This window comes from Pseudoxanthomonas fibrivorans, from assembly GCF_041464125.1.
GTDB lineage: Bacteria > Pseudomonadota > Gammaproteobacteria > Xanthomonadales > Xanthomonadaceae > Pseudoxanthomonas.
Genome location: NZ_JBGNUG010000001.1, coordinates 1,218,261 through 1,234,986, shown reverse-complemented (window position 1 = coordinate 1,234,986; position 16,726 = coordinate 1,218,261). Strand labels below are relative to the sequence as shown.

At 71.7% G+C, this 16,726-nt stretch carries 12 protein-coding genes; 6 read left to right on the top strand and 6 right to left on the bottom strand.

Annotated features, from left to right (window positions below):
• Nucleotides 1–175: 175 nt before the first annotated feature.
• Nucleotides 176–718 carry an NUDIX hydrolase gene (locus ACA089_RS05825; protein WP_372014397.1) on the top strand — a complete coding sequence of 181 codons (543 nt, stop codon included), beginning with the start codon at nt 176–178 and terminating at the stop codon, nt 716–718.
• 100 nt (nt 719–818) lie between these two features.
• Here ACA089_RS05825 and serA read toward each other — a convergent pair whose 3' ends face one another.
• Nucleotides 819–2,060, bottom strand: a complete 1,242-nt coding sequence (gene serA, locus ACA089_RS05820; RefSeq protein WP_372014394.1) for a phosphoglycerate dehydrogenase — start codon at nt 2,058–2,060, stop codon at nt 819–821.
• 257 nt (nt 2,061–2,317) lie between these two features.
• Here serA and ACA089_RS05815 point away from each other — a divergent pair, with 257 nt between their 5' ends.
• The 3 genes from ACA089_RS05815 to ACA089_RS05805 all read left to right on the top strand — a co-directional run bounded on the left by ACA089_RS05815 (nt 2,318) and on the right by ACA089_RS05805 (nt 5,980).
• Nucleotides 2,318–3,706 (top strand): FAD-binding oxidoreductase, encoded by a 1,389-nt coding sequence (locus tag ACA089_RS05815; protein WP_372014392.1) that lies wholly within the window; start codon nt 2,318–2,320, stop codon nt 3,704–3,706.
• A gap of 102 nt (nt 3,707–3,808) precedes the next feature.
• A complete protein-coding gene (locus tag ACA089_RS05810; RefSeq protein ID WP_372017682.1) occupies nt 3,809–4,120 on the top strand; it encodes a DUF2388 domain-containing protein in 312 nt (103 codons plus the stop codon).
• A 36-nt stretch (nt 4,121–4,156) separates the two neighbouring features.
• Nucleotides 4,157–5,980 (top strand): DUF7844 domain-containing protein, encoded by a 1,824-nt coding sequence (locus ACA089_RS05805; RefSeq protein WP_372014389.1) that lies wholly within the window; start codon nt 4,157–4,159, stop codon nt 5,978–5,980.
• Nucleotides 5,981–6,068: 88 nt separating this feature from the next.
• On the opposite strand, the gene yeiP is transcribed toward ACA089_RS05805, so the two are convergent.
• From yeiP to ACA089_RS05780, 5 genes are all read right to left on the bottom strand, one after another.
• Nucleotides 6,069–6,635 carry an elongation factor P-like protein YeiP gene (gene yeiP, locus ACA089_RS05800; protein ID WP_372014387.1) on the bottom strand — a complete coding sequence of 189 codons (567 nt, stop codon included), beginning with the start codon at nt 6,633–6,635 and terminating at the stop codon, nt 6,069–6,071.
• 61 nt (nt 6,636–6,696) lie between these two features.
• Complete coding sequence (locus tag ACA089_RS05795) at nt 6,697–7,467, bottom strand: SDR family oxidoreductase (RefSeq protein ID WP_372014384.1); 771 nt, start codon at nt 7,465–7,467, stop codon at nt 6,697–6,699.
• A gap of 143 nt (nt 7,468–7,610) precedes the next feature.
• A complete protein-coding gene (gene metH, locus ACA089_RS05790; RefSeq protein ID WP_459077390.1) occupies nt 7,611–10,301 on the bottom strand; it encodes a methionine synthase in 2,691 nt (896 codons plus the stop codon).
• Nucleotides 10,298–11,410: a homocysteine S-methyltransferase family protein gene (locus ACA089_RS05785; protein ID WP_372014381.1), complete on the bottom strand. Its 1,113-nt coding sequence runs from the start codon at nt 11,408–11,410 to the stop codon at nt 10,298–10,300. The genes metH and ACA089_RS05785 overlap by 4 nt, the downstream gene beginning before the upstream one ends.
• Before the next feature lie 7 nt (nt 11,411–11,417).
• A complete protein-coding gene (locus ACA089_RS05780; protein WP_372014378.1) occupies nt 11,418–12,347 on the bottom strand; it encodes an ArsR/SmtB family transcription factor in 930 nt (309 codons plus the stop codon).
• Between the two features lie 135 nt (nt 12,348–12,482).
• On the opposite strand from ACA089_RS05780, the gene ACA089_RS05775 reads away from it, so the two are divergent.
• On the top strand, nt 12,483–13,631 hold the full coding sequence (locus ACA089_RS05775; RefSeq protein ID WP_372014376.1) for an acyl-CoA dehydrogenase family protein: 1,149 nt from the start codon (nt 12,483–12,485) through the stop codon (nt 13,629–13,631).
• Nucleotides 13,632–14,240: 609 nt separating this feature from the next.
• Entirely contained in the window at nt 14,241–16,676 is a 2,436-nt protein-coding gene (pbpC, locus tag ACA089_RS05770) for a penicillin-binding protein 1C (protein ID WP_372014373.1), read from the top strand.
• The last annotated feature ends 50 nt before the right edge of the window (nt 16,677–16,726 follow it).

The window sequence follows — 16,726 nt, the reverse complement described above, 5'->3', positions numbered from 1 at the left end:
GGAGGCGGCCGTCCGTGTGCCTGTGATGTGGTCGCCGCATCGCCCCCCGGCGCGCGGCCCAAGCGCCGTACCTTGCCAAACGGCCGGGGCGATCACAAGCTGTGCCGCGGCGAAGAAGGGCGACGGCGTCCGTGGAACGCGGACCGGCCACAGTGGGCCAGGATCGATGCAGTACGTGGACTTTTACCGGAAGTTGGAGCGATACCGGCAGGACCGGCCGGAAGAGGCGGCGACCGTGGATGCGTTCCTGGCGTTGCTGGGCGATCCGCTCGATCCCTTCGTCCGCGGCCGCCTGGCCGGGCATTTCACCGGATCGGCATGGGTCGTCAGCGCCGACGGGCGGCGCGCGTTGCTGACCCACCACCGCAAGCTGGACCGCTGGCTGCAGCCCGGGGGGCATGCCGACGGCGACGCTGACCTGGCGGCGGTCGCCCTGCGCGAGGCCGAAGAGGAAACCGGCGTGCCCGGGTTGCGGCTGGAGGATGGCGCGATCTTCGACCTGGACCGCCACTGGATCCCGGAGCGCGCCGGGGTGCCCGGCCACTGGCACTACGACGTGCGCTACGTGGTCCGCGCCGGCGAAGACGAGCGCTACGTCGTCAGCGAGGAGTCCCACGACCTGGCGTGGCGCGGCATCGACGCGCTGCTCGGGGATCCGGCCTGCGACGAGTCGATGCGGCGCATGGCCGGCAAGTGGCTGCAGCGGCAGGCCGGCTGACATCCGCCGCCGGCCCTGCGGCGCGGCGGAGAGCGGAAGGCCATGTAGCGCCGGGCAACGCCCGGACCGCCGTCGCGCGAAGCGTCGCGCGCCCCGGCGCTCAGTACAGCACGCGGGTCCGCAGCGTCCCCGGGATCGCCGCCAGTTCCTCGCGCAGCGCCGCGCCCTGCGCCTCGTCGGCGGCCACGTCGATCACCACGTAGCCGACCTTCGCGTCGGTGCGCAGGAACTGGCCGTCGATGTTGAGCGCGTGGCGGCTGAAGATCTCGTTGATCTTCGACAGCACGCCGGGCACGTTGCGGTGGATGTGCAGCAGGCGCAGGCTGTCCTCGTGCTCGGGCAGGGTGACCTCCGGGAAGTTCACCGCCGACAGCGTGCTGCCGTTGTCGCTGTAGCGCACCAGCTTGGCCGCCACTTCCACGCCGATGTTGTCCTGCGCCTCCAGGGTGCTGCCGCCGATGTGGGGGGTCAGGATCACGTTGTCGAACTTCGTCAGCGGCGAGACGAACGCGTCCGCGTTGCCCTTGGGCTCGACCGGGAACACGTCCACCGCCGCGCCGCCGACGTGGCCCGATTCCAGCGCCGCGGCCAGCGCGTCGATGTCGACCACGGTGCCGCGCGAGGCGTTGATCAGGTGCGCGCCGCGCTTCATCGCCGCGATCTGCGCGGCGCCGAACATGTTCTTGGTCGAAGGCGTCTCCGGCACGTGCAGGGTGACCACGTCCGAGCGCGCGAGCAGCTCGTCCAGGCCGCCGGCCGAGCGCGCGTTGCCGAGCGAGAGCTTGGTCTCGATGTCGTGGAAGACCACCTGCATGCCCAGCGCCTCGGCCAGCACGCCGACTTGGGTGCCGATGTGGCCATAGCCGATGATGCCCAGGGTCTTGCCGCGCACCTCGTGGCTGCCGGAGGCCGACTTGGACCAGCCGCCGCGGTGGCATTCGGCGTTCTTCTGCGGGATGCCGCGCATCAGCAGAACGGCCTGCGCGACCACCAGCTCGGCGACCGAGCGGGTGTTGGAGTAGGGGGCGTTGAACACCGGGATGCCGGCCAGCTCGGCCGCATCGAGGTCGACCTGGTTGGTGCCGATGCAGAAGCAGCCGACCGCGATCAGGCGCTTGGCCTCGGCCAGCACGTCCGCGGTCAGGTGGGTGCGCGAGCGGATGCCGACGATATGGGCCTCTGAGATCCGCCGCTTGAGCTCGTCCTCCGGCAGCGACTTCTCGTGGAACTCGATCTGGCTGTAGCCGGCGGCGCGGAAGGTCTCCACCGCGGTCTGGCTGACGCCCTCGAGCAGCAGCACGCGGATGTCCTGCTTCGGGTAGGAGGTCTTCTTGGGCGACATGCGCGACGCTTCCGGCGATCGTGGCGGGGAGCCGCAAACTATGCCAGATGCGCCGACGGTTTGCCGCACTGCGGCATGGCCGTTTTCGCCGATCCCGCGGAACACCGTGTGCGGCGTTCCGTCGCAATGGCGGCGCCTCGAAGGTTGCCCCTGAAACCGCGGCGCGGCGGCGTTTTCCGGGGGCGCCGCCGCGCTGGACGCACCGCGGCTTCGCTGGCACGCTTGCGCGCTCCGCTGCACGACCCCGCGCCCGCTCCATGACCGATTCCCGCCTCGCCGAACTGCTGCAGTCGGTCCCCGACCTGCGCCTGAAGACCGACGCCGCCGACCTGGAGCACTACGGCCGCGACTGGACCCGGCGCTGGACCCCGGCGCCGCTGGCCATCGCGCTGCCGGCGTCGGTCGAGGAGGTGCAGGCGGTGGTGCGCTGGGCCAACCGCCATGGCGTGGCCGTGGTGCCCTCGGGCGGTCGCACCGGCCTGTCCGGCGGTGCGGTGGCGGCCAACGGCGAGCTGGTGCTGAGCCTGGAGCGGATGAACAAGGTCCTCGATTTCAATGCCGTCGACCGCACCCTGACCGTGCAGGCCGGCATGGTGCTCGAAGCGGTGCACAACGCCGCCCGCGAGCACGGCCTGGTCTACCCGGTGGATTTCGGCGCCCGTGGGTCCTGCTCGATCGGCGGCAACATCGCCACCAATGCCGGCGGCATCCGCGTGATCCGCTACGGCAACACCCGTGAATGGATCGCCGGGCTGACCGTGGTCACCGGGGCCGGCGAGCTGCTCGAACTCAACCGCGCGCTGGTCAAGAATTCCAGCGGCTACGACTTCCGCCAGCTGATCGTCGGCTCGGAAGGCACCCTGGGCATCGTCGTGGAGGCGATCCTGCGCCTGACCGACCCGCCGCCGCCGACCAACGTGATGCTGCTGGCGCTGCCCTCGTTCGAGGTGCTGATGCAGGTGTTCGCCGAATTCCGCGGCCGCCTGCGCCTGGAGGCGTTCGAGTTCTTCACCGACCGCGCGCTGCGCCACGTGCTGGCGCATGGCGCGCAGAAGCCGCTGGAGGACGAGTACCCGTACTACGTGGTCACCGAGTTCGCCAGCGACGACGAGGCCACCGAGGCCGCGGCGCTGGCCGCGTTCGAGCACTGCATGGAGCAGGGCTGGGTCGCCGATGGCGTGATCAGCGCCAGCGAGGCCCAGGCCCAGCAGATCTGGCGCCTGCGCGAGGGCATCACCGAGGCGGTCGCCCGCTACAAGCCGTACAAGAACGACGTCTCGGTGCGGATCTCGGCGATGCCCGCGTTCCTCGCCCAGACCCAGGCGCTGCTGGGCGAGGCCTACCCGCATTTCGACGTGGTGTGGTTCGGACACATCGGCGACGGCAACCTGCACATCAACGTGCTCAAGCCGGACGACAGCCCGGACGCGGAGTTCGTGGCCCAGTGCGAGCAGGTGACCAAACTGCTGGCGCGGGCGCTGCAGGAACATGGCGGCAGCATCTCGGCCGAGCACGGCATAGGCCTGGTCAAGAAGCCGTACCTGTCCAGCACGCGCAGCGAAGCGGAAGTCGCGCTGATGCGCGGGGTCCGGCAGGTGTTCGATCCGAACGGGATCCTGAACCCCGGCAAGCTGTTCGACGCCTGATCCGCGATGCAGTGCCGCCGCGACCGCCGCGCCGCGGGGTAATCTTGCCGCTTCCGCCGCGGTCGCGGCACTGCCGATCCACTGCCGATGAAAGCCACCGCCATTTCCGCTTCGCTCGTCCTGCTGTGCGCACTCGCCCCGGTGGCGCTGGCGGGCAGTTTCGCCGGGACCTCCGCCGGGTCGTCCGCGGGCGCCTCGTCCGCCGGCAGCTCGGCCTCCTCCAACAGCACCTCCGGCGGCGACGACAAGTTGGTGCGCGAGGCGCGCGAGGACGCGGCCGGCTTCGTCGCCAGCGACGGCCAGGTGCGCAGCGCACGCCTGGAAGCCGCCCTGCGGGTGATGCGCGAGCGCGATGCGACCGCGCGCGACGCCAGCGACCTGGAGCTGGCCCGGGCGATCCTCGCCCGGCGTTGACCGGGTGACCCCGCGGGTCTCCGCGCAGCCGGCGCCATGACCCGCCTGTGGGCCGCCTTCGCGGCCGCCGCGTTCTGGATGGCCTGCGGTCCGGCGGACGCGCGGGCGCCCGGACTGGCGCTGGACGACCGCGGGCTGGCGCCGGCCGAACGCGCGGCCACGATCGAACTGCTCGCCCAGGGGCTGGAGTCGCTGCCGCCGGCATGGTCGTCCGCGCTGCACCGGCCGATCGCCTTCGCCTGGCGTGACGACCTGCCCGCCGGCGTCCATGGCCGGGCGAAGCGCGACGCGATCCTGCTGGACCGGCGGCTGCTCGCCGGCTGGATGGCGCGTCCAGCCGGCGCCGGCGTCGATGATCCCGCGACCCGCGCCGCGCTGGCGGCCCTGTTGCACGAACTGGCGCACCTGTACGACCGCACGCGCGCCGGCGGACTTTCCCGCGACCCCCGTTTCCTCGACCTGGCCGGCTGGCAGGTCGCGGCGCTGGGTCCGGGTCGCCGCGCGCACAACGATTTCCGCGACCGGTCGCCCGATCCGTACGAACTGGATTCGCCGAAGGAGTACCTGGCCGTCAACCTCGAGCACTACCTGCTCGACCCGGCCTACGCCTGCCGTCGACCGCAGCTGGCCGCGTTGCTCGATGCGCACTTCGGGTGGACGCCGCCACGGCGCTCGGCCTGCGCCGGTGGCTTGCTGTTCGTCGGCGACGAGGTGCGCAGCGACGATCCGCAGCGACGGCTCGACCCGGAGCGCATCTACGGGATCGACTACCTGCTGGCCGAAGGCAACGAGCGGGCGATGAGCGCATGGGGCCACAGCATGCTGCGGCTGGTGGTCTGCGCGCCTGGACGGCCGCGCGGCCCGGACTGCCGCCTCGACCTGCAGCACCACCTGGTGCTGTCGTTCCGGGCCTTCGTCGGCGACGTCCAGGTTTCCAGCTGGCGCGGGCTGACCGGGTCGTACCCGTCCCGGCTGTTCGCGCTGCCGCTGGGACAGGTGGTCGACGAATACACCCGGGTCGAGCTCCGCGGCCTGCGCTCGGTGCCGCTGGCGCTGTCGCGCGGGGAAGTCGAAGCGGTGGCCACGCGTGCGGCGCAGCTGCACTGGAGCTACGACGGGCGCTACTACTTCGTCTCCAACAACTGCGCGGTGGAGACCTGGAAGCTGCTGCACGACGCGGTGCCGCGCCTGGCCGCGCTGCCGCTGTCGAGCATCCGCCCGAACGGCCTGCTCGGGCGCCTGCGCGACGCGGGCGTCACCGCCGAGGGCGACGTGCCCATGGACGCGGACGGGCAGGCGCGGCTCGGCTACTGGTTCGAGCCGGCGAACGCGCGCTTCGACGCGATGTACGCGATCGCGCGCGACGAACTCGGACTGCCGGCCGCCGATGCGCAGGCCTGGCTGGCGTTGCCGCCGTCGGCGCGCGAACCGGCCTTGCGCCGCGCCGGCCTGAAGGGCGCCGCGGCGCTGCTGGTACTGGAGTCGGCGGCCCTGCGCCAGCAGGAGGTGCTGGCGCGCGACGAACTCAAGCGCCGCTGGCTGCGCGATGCGCGGTCGGTGGAGGTGGCGGCGGAGGTCGCCGCGCCACTGCAGGAATTCCTGCGCCTCGGCGGCGCCTTCAGCCGGCCGGCGTCCTGGCTCGAGGGCGTGCCGGGCTACGGACTGCCGCAGGCGGGCGAGCGGGCGGTGCTGGATGGACGTATCCGCGCCGACGCGGCGGCGCGCCAGGCGCAGGTCGAGACGCTGGAAGCGGCGGTCCGCCAGCTGCTGACGCCGGCGCGGCGCAAGGCGCTGGAGGGCACCGGCGCCAATGTCGTGCTGGTCGGCGAACGGCTGCGCGCGCTGGCGGCCGATTCCTAGTGCGGGTCCCGGTCGCCCCGCCGGCCAGGTCCAGCCAGGCGGGGCGCGCGCGAGGAGCGGGGCAGGACTTCGCTCCCGGTGGCGCGCGTCAGTCGGCGCGGCCGCCGAATTCGCCGGTCGTGGTGTTGACCAGGATCCGCTCGCCGGTGGTGATGTACTCCGGGACCATGATCTCGAGGCCGGTGTTGAGCGTGGCCGGCTTCGGCCGCTTGGTCGCGGTGCCGCCCTTCAGTTCCGGCGGGGTTTCGACCACTTCCAGGGTCACGTGCTGCGGCAGCTGGATCGCCACCGGCTGCTCGTCGATCACCTGCACGTAGATGCCGGTCAGGCCGTCGGTGATGTAGCCGGCCGCGTCGCCGATCGCGTCCGGGTCCAGCGTGTACGGGGTGTAGTCCTCGTCGTCCATGAACACGAACGCCTCGCCGTCCTTGTACGAGAACGTGGCCTGGCGGCGCAGCAGTTCCACTTCGACCAGGTTGTCGTCGGCGTCGAAGCTGGCGTCCAGCTTGGCGCCGCCGGGCACGCTGTACATGATGAAGCGGAAGCGGACGTTGCCGCCGCGGCCCTGCGGCGAGCTGCGCTCGATGTCGCGGACCTGGTAGACGCCGTTGTTGTATTCGACGACGTTGCCCTTCTTGATTTCGCTGGCTCTCATGGCGGTTCTTCGTTGGAGTGCGGTGCCCGCGTGCTGCGGGTGGATGGGGTGGAAAACGGGTTTACTTCGGCGCCAGCCGCGTGGCCCCGTCCAGGCGGATGGTCTCGCCGTTGAGGTAGCGGGTGCGCAGGATGAAGGCGACGGTGTCGGCGAACTCTTCCGGCCGGCCCAGCCGCGAGGGGAACGGGATGGTCGCGGCCAGCGACTCCTGCACCGACGGCGGCATGCCATCGACCATCGGCGTCCAGAACACGCCCGGGGCCACGGTCATCACCCGGATCCCGAAGCGCGACAGCTCGCGCGCCATCGGCAGGGTCATGCCGACCACGCCGCCCTTGGACGCCGAATACGCGGCCTGGCCGATCTGGCCTTCGTAGGCCGCGACCGAGGCGGTGTTGACGATGACGCCGCGCTCGCCGTCCTCGCCCGGTGCGTTGTGCTGGATCAGCGCGGCCGCGGCCTTGGCCACGTTGAAGCTGCCGACCAGGTTGACCATGACCGTGCGGGCGAAGCCGTCCAGCGGCATCGGGCCGTCCTTGCCGAGCACGCGGCCCGAGCCGAGGATGCCGGCGCAGTTGACCGCGGCATTGAGGCCGCCCAGGAAGTCGCGCGCGGCATCGAGCGTGGCGGCCACGCCGGCCTCGTCGGTGACGTCGGTGCGGAAATAGCGGGCATTGCCGGCGCCGAGCGCGGCGACGGCCTCGGCGCCCTTGTCGTCGTTGACGTCGAGCAGGGCGACCTTGCCGCCGTCGGCGACCAGGCGCTGGGCCACGGCGAAGCCGAGGCCGGAAACGCCACCGGTGACGATGGCGCGGACAGTGTCGGGCTGCATGCGCAGGCTCCGGGAAAGGGAAGGCGCCTATTGTAGGGGAGCCGGCCACCGGGCCCGTACGGTGGCCGCACCCGGCCGCCGCTGCCGGGAGCGCCACCGTCGGGGGGGGCGGGCCGGTGCATCGCGTCGGCCTTGCGCAGGGGCTACTCGGGGTCGTAGTCCAGGTTCGACGCCAGCCAGCGCTCGGCCTGGGCCAGCTCCACGCCCTTGCGCCGGGCGTAATCGGCGACCTGGTCCTTGCCCAGCCGTCCGACCACGAAGTACTGGCTCTTCGGATGGCTGAAGTAGTAGCCCGACACCGCCGCGGTCGGCAGCATCGCGAAGCTCTCGGTCAGCGACATCCCGGCATTGGCGCCGGCATCGAGCAGCCGGAACAGGGTCGCCTTCTCGCTGTGCTCCGGGCAGGCCGGATAGCCCGGCGCGGGGCGGATGCCGCGGTACTGCTCGGCGATCAGCGCCTCGTTGTCCAGCGCCTCGGCCGCGTCGTAGCCCCAGAACTCGGTGCGCACGCGCTGGTGCAGCCGTTCGGCCAGCGCCTCGGCCAGGCGGTCGGCCAGGGCCTTGAGCAGGATCGCGTTGTAGTCGTCGTGGTCGGCCTCGAAGCGCGCCACGTGCGGCTCGATGCCGATGCCGGCGGTGACCGCGAACGCGCCGATCCAGTCCTGCACGCCGCTGCCCTGCGGGGCGATGAAATCGGCCAGGCAGAAGTCCGGGCGCTCGACCGGCTTGTCGACCTGCTGGCGCAGGAAGTGCAGGGTGGCTTCGCCGCTTTCGTGCTGCAGCACGACGTCGTCGCCGCGGCTGTTCGCCGGCCAGATGCCGTAGACGGCGCGCGCGGTCAGCCACTTCCCGGCGACGATCTTCTCCAGCATCGCCTGTGCGTCGCGGTACAGCTCGCTGGCCTGCGTGCCGACGACCTCGTCGGTCAGGATCGCCGGGAACTTGCCGGCCAGCTCCCAAGCCTGGAAGAACGGGGTCCAGTCGAGCACCGGCAGCAGGTCCTGCAGCGGCCAGTCCTCGAATGCGTGCACGCCCGGGCGGGCCGGTGCGGGCGGCACATAGGCGTCCCAGCCGCCGTCGAACCGCTGCCCGCGCGCCTTCTCCAGCGACACCAGGCGCTTGGCGTCGCCGCGGTTGCGGTGGCGGGTGCGGATGTCGGCATAGTCGGCGTCGTTGGCGGCCACGAACCTCCCGCGCAGTTCCGGGCTGATCAGCGACTGGGCCACGCCGACCGCGCGCGAGGCGTCCTTCACCCACACCGTCGGCGCCTTGTAGTGCGGATCGATCTTCAGCGCGGTGTGCGCGCGCGAGGTGGTCGCCCCGCCGATCATCAGCGGGGTCTGGAACCCCTGGCGCTGCATCTCGCGGGCGACGTGGCTCATCTCCTCCAGCGAGGGCGTGATCAGCCCGGACAGGCCGACCAGGTCGGCGTTGACCTCGCGCGCGGTGTCCAGGATCTTCTGCGCCGGCACCATCACGCCCAGGTCGACGACCTCGAAGTTGTTGCAGGCCAGGACCACGCCGACGATGTTCTTGCCGATGTCGTGCACGTCGCCCTTGACCGTGGCCATCACGATCCTGCCGTTGGACTTGCCGGCGTCGCCGGTGCGGGCCTTCTCGGCCTCGATGTAGGGCAACAGGTAGGCCACCGCCTTCTTCATCACCCGCGCCGACTTGACCACCTGCGGCAGGAACATCTTGCCGGCGCCGAACAGGTCGCCGACCACGTTCATGCCGTCCATCAGCGGGCCTTCGATCACGTCCAGCGGCCGGCTGGCCTGCTGGCGCGCCTGCTCGGTGTCCTCCTCGACGAAGGCGTCGATGCCGTGCACCAGCGCATGGGCCAGGCGCTCGCGGACCGGCTTCTGCCGCCAGGCCAGGTCCTCGGTCTTCTTCTCGCCCTTTTTCCCCTTGTACTGCTCGGCGATCTCCAGCAGCCGTTCGGTGCCGTCGGCCCGGCGGTTGAGGACCACGTCCTCGACCCGCTCGCGCAGCTCGGGATCCAGGTCGTCGTACACCGGCAGCGCGCCGGCGTTGACGATGCCCATGTCCATGCCGGCCCTGATCGCGTGGTACAGGAACACCGAGTGGATCGCCGCGCGCACCGGTTCGTTGCCGCGGAACGAGAACGACACGTTCGACACGCCGCCCGACACGTGGCAGTGCGGCAGGGTCTGCCGGATGATCCGCGTGGCCTCGATGAAGTCGACCGCGTAGTTGTCGTGCTCCTCGATGCCGGTGGCGATGGCGAAGATGTTCGGGTCGAAGATGATGTCTTCGGGCGGGAAGCCGACCTGGTCGACCAGGATCCGGTAGGCGCGGGTGCAGATCTCGACCTTGCGCGCGCAGGTATCGGCCTGGCCGGTCTCGTCGAACGCCATCACCACCGCGGCGGCACCGTAGCGCAGCACCTTGCGTGCGTGTTCGACGAAGGCGTCCTCGCCTTCCTTGAGCGAGATCGAGTTGACCACGCCCTTGCCCTGCAGGCACTTCAGCCCGGCCTCGATCACCTCCCACTTGGAGGAGTCGACCATCACCGGGATCCTGGCGATGTCCGGCTCGGAGGCGATCAGGTTGAGGAAGCGGACCATCGCCTTCTCGGAATCGATCAGGCCCTCGTCCATGTTGACGTCGAGGATCTGCGCGCCGCTGTCGACCTGCTGGCGCGCCACGTCCACCGCCTCGGCGTAGCGTTCCTCCTTGATCAGCTTGCGGAACTGCGCGCTGCCGGTGACGTTGGTGCGTTCGCCGACGTTGACGAACAGCAGTTCCGGGGTGATGACCAGCGGCTCGAGGCCGGACAGGCGGGTGTGGCGGGGCAGGGGGGCGCTCACGCGGCGTCTTCCAGCAGGGTGCGCGGCTGGCGCGGCGGCAGGCCGCGCACCGCCTCGGCGATCGCGCGGATGTGGTCGGGCGAGGTGCCGCAGCAGCCGCCGACCAGGTTGAGCAGGCCGGAGGCGGCGAACTCGCGCAGCACCGTGGCCATGTCCTCCGGGGTCTCGTCGTAGCCGCCGAAGGCATTGGGCAGGCCGGCGTTGGGGTGGGCGCTGACGTAGTAGGGCGACACGTCCGACAGCGCTTCCACGTGCGGGCGCAGGTCGCTGGCGCCGAGCGCGCAGTTCAGGCCGATCGACAGCGGCCGCGCATGGGCGAGCGATGCGTGGAAGGCCTCGGCGGTCTGCCCGGAAAGGGTGCGGCCGGAGGCGTCGGTGATCGTGCCGGAGATCATCACCGGCAGCCGCCCGCCGCGGGCGTCGAACACCTCCTCGATCGCGTACAGCGCGGCCTTGGCGTTGAGGGTGTCGAAGATGGTCTCGACCATCAGCGTGTCGCTGCCGCCGTCGATCAGGCCGTCGATCGCCTCGCGGTAGGTCGCGCGCAGTTCGTCGAAGCTGGTGTTGCGGAAGCCCGGGTCGTTGACGTCCGGGCTGATCGAGGCGGTGCGGCTGGTCGGGCCGAGCACGCCGATCACGAAGCGCGGCTGGCCGGGCCGGCCGTTCCTGAGGTCCTCGGCCTCCACCGCGTCGCATTCCTCGCGGGCGACCCGGGCGCCGGCCCGGTTGAGCTCGTAGACGAGGTGTTCGAGGTGGTAGTCGGCCTGGCTGACCGAGGTCGCGTTGAAGGTGTTGGTCTCGACCAGGTCCGCGCCCGCCTCGAGGTAGGCGCGGTGGATGCCGGCGATGACCTCCGGCTTCGTCAGCAGCAGCAGGTCGTTGTTGCCCTTCAGGTCGTGGCCGCAGTGCGGGCCGTGGCCGTCGTGGTCGGGATGGTGCGCGTGGTCGTAGCCGTCGGCGAAGCGATCGCCACGGTAGTCGGCCTCCTGCAGCTCGTGGCGCTGGATCATGGTGCCCATCGCGCCGTCGATCACCAGGATGCGTTCGCGCAGCGCCTGCTCGAGCAGGGCAACGCGGTCGGGGTGCAGCCAGGGCAGGGAATGGGTCATCGTCGGCTCAGGGCTTGTGGGCGATCAGCGAGATCACCTCGAAGTGCGGCGGGCGGCGCTCGCGGGTCACCGTTTCCAGGCTGGTGACCTGCAGCCCGGCCTTCTCGGCGAAGCGGCGCAGTTCCTTGGCCGGGAAGCCGAGGTTGACGTGGCCGTAGGTCTCCACCGCCGCCTTGTGTTCGTGCCGGGCCAGGCTGCTCAGCAGCAGGCGCCCGCCCTTGCGCAGCACCCGCGCGCCTTCGGCCACGGCCTGCGCCGGCTTGGCCGAATAGGTGAGCGCATGCATCAGCACCACCAGGTCGAAGCTGCCGTCGCGGAACGGCAGCGCGTGCATGTCGCCCTCGCGGACTTCGACATTTTCCAGCCGGCGCAGGCGCTCGCTGGCCGCGGCGACCACCCGCGCGCTGGTGTCGATGCAGACGTAGCGATGCGAATGCGGCGCCAGCAGTTCGGCCAGCACGCCGTCGCCGGACGCGATGTCGAGCACGTCGCCGGTCTCCAGCAGCGGCAGCGCGCTGCGCGCCAGCGCCTCCCAGGTGCGGCCGGGGGAGTAGTGGCGCTCCATGTCGCCGGCCACGCTGTCGGCCCAGTTCTGGTCGGCGGCGCGGGCGGCCAGCACCGACGGCAGGCGCTCGGCGTCCTGGCGCAGCAGCGGATCGTCGCTGCCGGTGCTCAGCGCCTGCCACAATGCGCGCTGGGCCGGATCGAGCGCGCCTTCGTCGAACCGGTAATAGGCCGACACGCCGGCGCGGCGGTCGCGCACCAGCCCGGCCTCCTTGAGCTTGGCCAGGTGGGTGGACACGCGCGGCTGGGCCAGGCGGGTGACCGAGGACAGCTCGGCCACGGTCAACTCCTCCAGTTCTAGCAGGGCCAGCAGCCGCACCCGGGTGGCGTCGGCGAACACCTTCAGCCGGGTCGACCAGTCCTCCAGATCCATAAATATCTTCCCATCGCGATATAGAGATATTGTGGCGGCCGCGGACGGGACCGGTCAAGCTGCATACGCCTGCGAATGGCGAAGCGGTTGCACTTGATACAATCGCCGACTTGAACGTGACCGGAGGGGTCGACCGTGGATTTCAGCTTCACCGAAGAGCAACTGATGCTGCAGGACGTGGCACGCCGCATCGCCCAGGACGTGATCGCGCCCAGCGCCGAGCATTACGACCGCTCGGGCGAGTTCCCGCTGGACAACATCAGGGTGCTCGGCGAGAACGGCCTGATGGGTATCGAGGTCCCCGACCAGTACGGCGGCGCGGGCATGGACCCGGTCAGCTACGCGCTGGCGATGATCGAGATCGCCGCCGGCGACGCCGCGCATTCGACGATCATGTCGGTCAACAACTCGCTGTTCTGCGCCGGCATCCTCAAGCACGGCACCGAGGAGCAGAAGCAGACCTACGTGCGCGCGATCGCCGAAGGCCGCGAGATCGGCGCCTTCGCCCTGACCGAGCCGCAGTCCGGTTCGGACGCCACGGCCATGCGCTGCCGCGCGGTGAAGCAGGCCGACGGCAGCTTCGTGATCAACGGCAAGAAGAGTTGGATCACCTCCGGCCCGGTCGCGAAGTACATCGTGCTGTTCGCGATGACCGATCCCGAGAAGGGTGCACGCGGCATCACCGCCTTCCTGGTCGACACCGCGCGCTTCGGCTTCCATCGCGGCAAGACCGAGCCCAAGCTCGGCATCCGCGCCTCGGCCACCTGCGAGATCGAGTTCGCCGACTACCTCGCCCAGCCGGCGGACGTGCTCGGCGCCGAAGGCGAGGGCTTCAAGATCGCGATGGGCGTGCTGGACTCGGGTCGCATCGGCATCGCTTCGCAGGCGATCGGCATTGCCCGGGCCGCCTACGAGAAGACCCTGGAGTACGTGAAGGAGCGCAAGGCGTTCGGCGCGGCGATCGGCACCTTCCAGATGACCCAGGCCAAGATCGCGGACATGAAGTGCAAGCTGGACGCCTCGCTGCTGCTGACGCTGCGCGCGGCCTGGCTGAAGGGCCAGGGCAAGTCGTTCTCGGCCGAGGCGGCGATCGCCAAGCTGACCGCGTCCGAAGCGGCGATGTGGATCACCCACCAGGCCGTGCAGATCCACGGCGGCATGGGCTACTCCAAGGAGATGCCGCTGGAGCGCTATTTCCGCGACGCCAAGATCACCGAGATCTACGAGGGCACCTCCGAGATCCAGCGTCTGGTCATCGCCCGCAGCGAGACCGGCCTGCGCTGAGGCGCGGTGCGACATCGTGTCTGGAGACGGGGCCGCAAGGCCCCGTTTCCTTTTTGCACGCATGTGCGGTGCTGGACCGCAACCGCGACCGCACAAGCCATCGGGGTGGTCTCCTCCGGGCGGAGCCGCAGCAGGCCGGGGGTATCGCGGTCGGCGCGACGGCACATCCCTGTGCCGACGCGCCGACGCGGACCTCCCTGTCCGCTGCCGTGATGCCCCCGGCCTGCCACGTCTTCTGGAGGCTTGAGGTCGCGGCTTCGTTCCGTGTCCTGCACGACGCAGAACGCGGATGGTCGCGACCGGAGTCCGCCTGCTTCTGCATGATCGAAGCCACGACCTTGCCGCTGCCCGAGGACGCCGGGCCATGGGGCTATGGCGCAAGTGGCACATGGAAGTGCCACGGCCGCGAGTGAGCACAGGACGTCCGCCCGAGCGGTAAGCCATAGCCCCATGGCCCGGCGGCCCCCACCGAAGCCGATGCTCCTGCTCCTGATATCCAGGCGCACGGCCGACCCAGGCGATCGCTAGTCCAACGTCCCGCGATGCGGTGCTTTTGCTCGGGCGCGCAATCGCTTCAAATGGACCGGTCGCAGTCACCGAACGAGGGCAGTGGTGCCGGAAGGGACGACAAGGTCCGGACCCGCGCGACGGGCGCTGGCCCGCACGTGGCCCTGGCTGCGATGGGGCACCGTGGCCGGGCTGCTGGCCGTGCTCGTGCTCGACCTGGCGTTCCCGCCGCCGCTGCCCCAGGCGGGCGAGGGGGTCGCGGGCGTGGTGACCGCCGCCGACGGCACGCCGCTGCGCGCCTTCGCCGACCCGGGCGGCGTGTGGCGCTATCCGGCCTCGGCCGACACGGTGTCCCCGCTCTACGTGCAGGCGCTGCTGGGCTACGAGGACCGCTGGTTCCACCGCCATCCGGGGGTCAACCCGCTGGCGCTGGTGCGCGCGGGCTGGCAGTGGCTGCGCAGCGGCGGCATCGTCTCCGGCGGCTCGACCCTGACCATGCAGGTCGCGCGCATCCTCGACGGCCACGACACGCGCAGCGCCGGCGGCAAGCTGCGGCAGATGGCGCGCGCGGTGCAGCTGGAAGCGCGCCTGTCCAAGCGGCAGATCCTGCAGCTGTACCTGGAGCGGGCGCCCTTCGGCGGCACGATCGAGGGCGTGGAGGCGGCCAGCTGGGCCTACCTCGGCAAGCCGGCTTCGCGCCTGTCGCATGCCGAAGCGGCGCTGCTGGCGGTGCTGCCGCAGGCGCCGAGCCGGCTGCGGCCCGACCGCCATCCGCGCGCGGCGCAGGCGGCGCGCGACAAGGTGCTGGCGCGGATGCAGGCGCTGGGCACCTGGTCGGCGGACGAGGTGGCCGAGGCCCGGATCGAACCGGTGGTGGCGCGTTCGCTGCGGGTACCGGTGCACGCGGCGCTGCTGGCGCAGCGCCTGCGCCAGGCGCATCCGCGGCAGCCGACGATCGCCTCCACGCTCGACGCCGACCTGCAGCGGGCGCTGGAGGAACGCGTGGCCGCCTACTTCGCCGCGCTGCCGCCGCGCACCTCGGCCGCCCTGCTAGTGGTCGACAACGCGAGCATGGAGGCGCGCGCCTACGTCGGCTCGGTGGCGTTCGGCGACCGCGAGCGGCTCGGCCACGTCGACATGGTCCGCGCGTGGCGTTCGCCCGGCTCCACGCTCAAGCCGTTCCTGTACGGCATGGCCCTTGACGACGGCCTGGTCCACTCGGAGAGCCTGCTGGTGGATGCGCCGCAGGATTTCGGCGGCTACCGGCCGGGCAATTTCGGCGAAGCCTTCAACGGCCCGGTCGGCGCGGCCACCGCGTTGCGGCTCTCGCTCAACGTGCCGGCGGTGGACCTGCTCGACCGGGTCGGCCCGGCGCGCTTCGCCGCGCGTCTGGACCACGCCGGGCTGCCGCTGCGCTTCCCGCGCGGCGCGCGGCCGAGCCTGGCCCTGATCCTCGGCGGCACCGGCGTGCGGCTGGAGGACCTGGTCGGTGCGTTCGCCGCGTTCCAGCGCGATGGCGTGGCCGCGCAGGTGCGGTACCAGCCCGGGCAGCCGCTGGTGGAGCGGCGCGTGCTGTCGCCGGGCGCGGCCTGGATCGTGCGCGAGGTCCTGCAGTCGGCACCGCGGCCCGGCCAGGCCGCCGGCGCGTTCGCCACCGGCACGCGTCCGCCGGTGGCGTGGAAGACCGGCACCAGCTACGGCTTCCGCGACGCGTGGGCGGTCGGCGGCACCCGGCGGCATACCGTGGGCGTGTGGGTCGGGCGCCCGGATGGCACGCCGCTGCCCGGCCAGTACGGCGCGTTGACCGCATTGCCGCTGCTGCTGGAGACCGTGGACAGCCTGCCGCGGCAGCCGGGTGACGCCGATGCGCACCCGCGCCCGGCCTCGGTCGAGGCGGTGGACGTGTGCTGGCCGCTGGGCCGCGCGGCGGAGGAGACACCTGCGGCGTTGTGCCAGCGACGCCTGCAGGCCTGGCAGCTGGACGGCGCGGTGCCGCCGACGTTCCCCGAGCGCGATGCGCGCCTGTGGAGCGCCGGGGTCGAGCGCTTCCAGGTCGATGCGGCCAGCGGCCTGCGCCTGTCGGCCGAGTGCGCGCGGGCGCACGAACCCGAGCCGCGCGTGGTCGCGCGCTGGCCGGCGCTGCTGTCCCCCTGGCTGCCGGCGGAAGCGCGCCGCGCCTCGCGCCTGCCGCCGCTGGCGCCGGACTGCGTGCCCGACGGACGCGATGCGGTCGAGGCGCTGCGCATCGACGGCATCGCCGACCGGGCCACGCTGGCGCCACCGCCCGGCAGCACCCGTGGCCTGCGCCTGCAGGTGCGCGCGCTCGGCAGCGCCGCACCGGTGCAATGGCTGCTCGACGGCCGTGCGATCGCGCGGACCGAGGGCGCGCGCACGTTCGAGCACGACTACGCCGGCGCCGGGCGCGGCGAGCACGTCCTCACCGCGCTGGCCGACAGCGGCGCCTGGGCGCAGGTGCGGTTCCGGGTGCTGGACATGCAGGGCGCGGCGCCGGGCCCCGCGACGGGCGCCGGCCCCTGAGCGGTGCGCCGCGGGATCGTGGCCCCGTGCCCCCGTGACCATGCCGCGTG

What these genes read in the sequence shown, in the direction of transcription:
- serA (WP_372014394.1), bottom strand. Translation starts at nt 2,060, where the DNA reads ATGTCGCCCAAGAAGACCTCCTACCCGAAGCAGGACATCCGCGTGCTG.
- ACA089_RS05815 (WP_372014392.1), top strand. Translation starts at nt 2,318, where the DNA reads ATGACCGATTCCCGCCTCGCCGAACTGCTGCAGTCGGTCCCCGACCTG.
- ACA089_RS05805 (WP_372014389.1), top strand. Translation starts at nt 4,157, where the DNA reads ATGACCCGCCTGTGGGCCGCCTTCGCGGCCGCCGCGTTCTGGATGGCC.
- yeiP (WP_372014387.1), bottom strand. Translation starts at nt 6,635, where the DNA reads ATGAGAGCCAGCGAAATCAAGAAGGGCAACGTCGTCGAATACAACAAC.
- ACA089_RS05795 (WP_372014384.1), bottom strand. Translation starts at nt 7,467, where the DNA reads ATGCAGCCCGACACTGTCCGCGCCATCGTCACCGGTGGCGTTTCCGGC.
- ACA089_RS05785 (WP_372014381.1), bottom strand. Translation starts at nt 11,410, where the DNA reads ATGACCCATTCCCTGCCCTGGCTGCACCCCGACCGCGTTGCCCTGCTC.
- ACA089_RS05780 (WP_372014378.1), bottom strand. Translation starts at nt 12,347, where the DNA reads ATGGATCTGGAGGACTGGTCGACCCGGCTGAAGGTGTTCGCCGACGCC.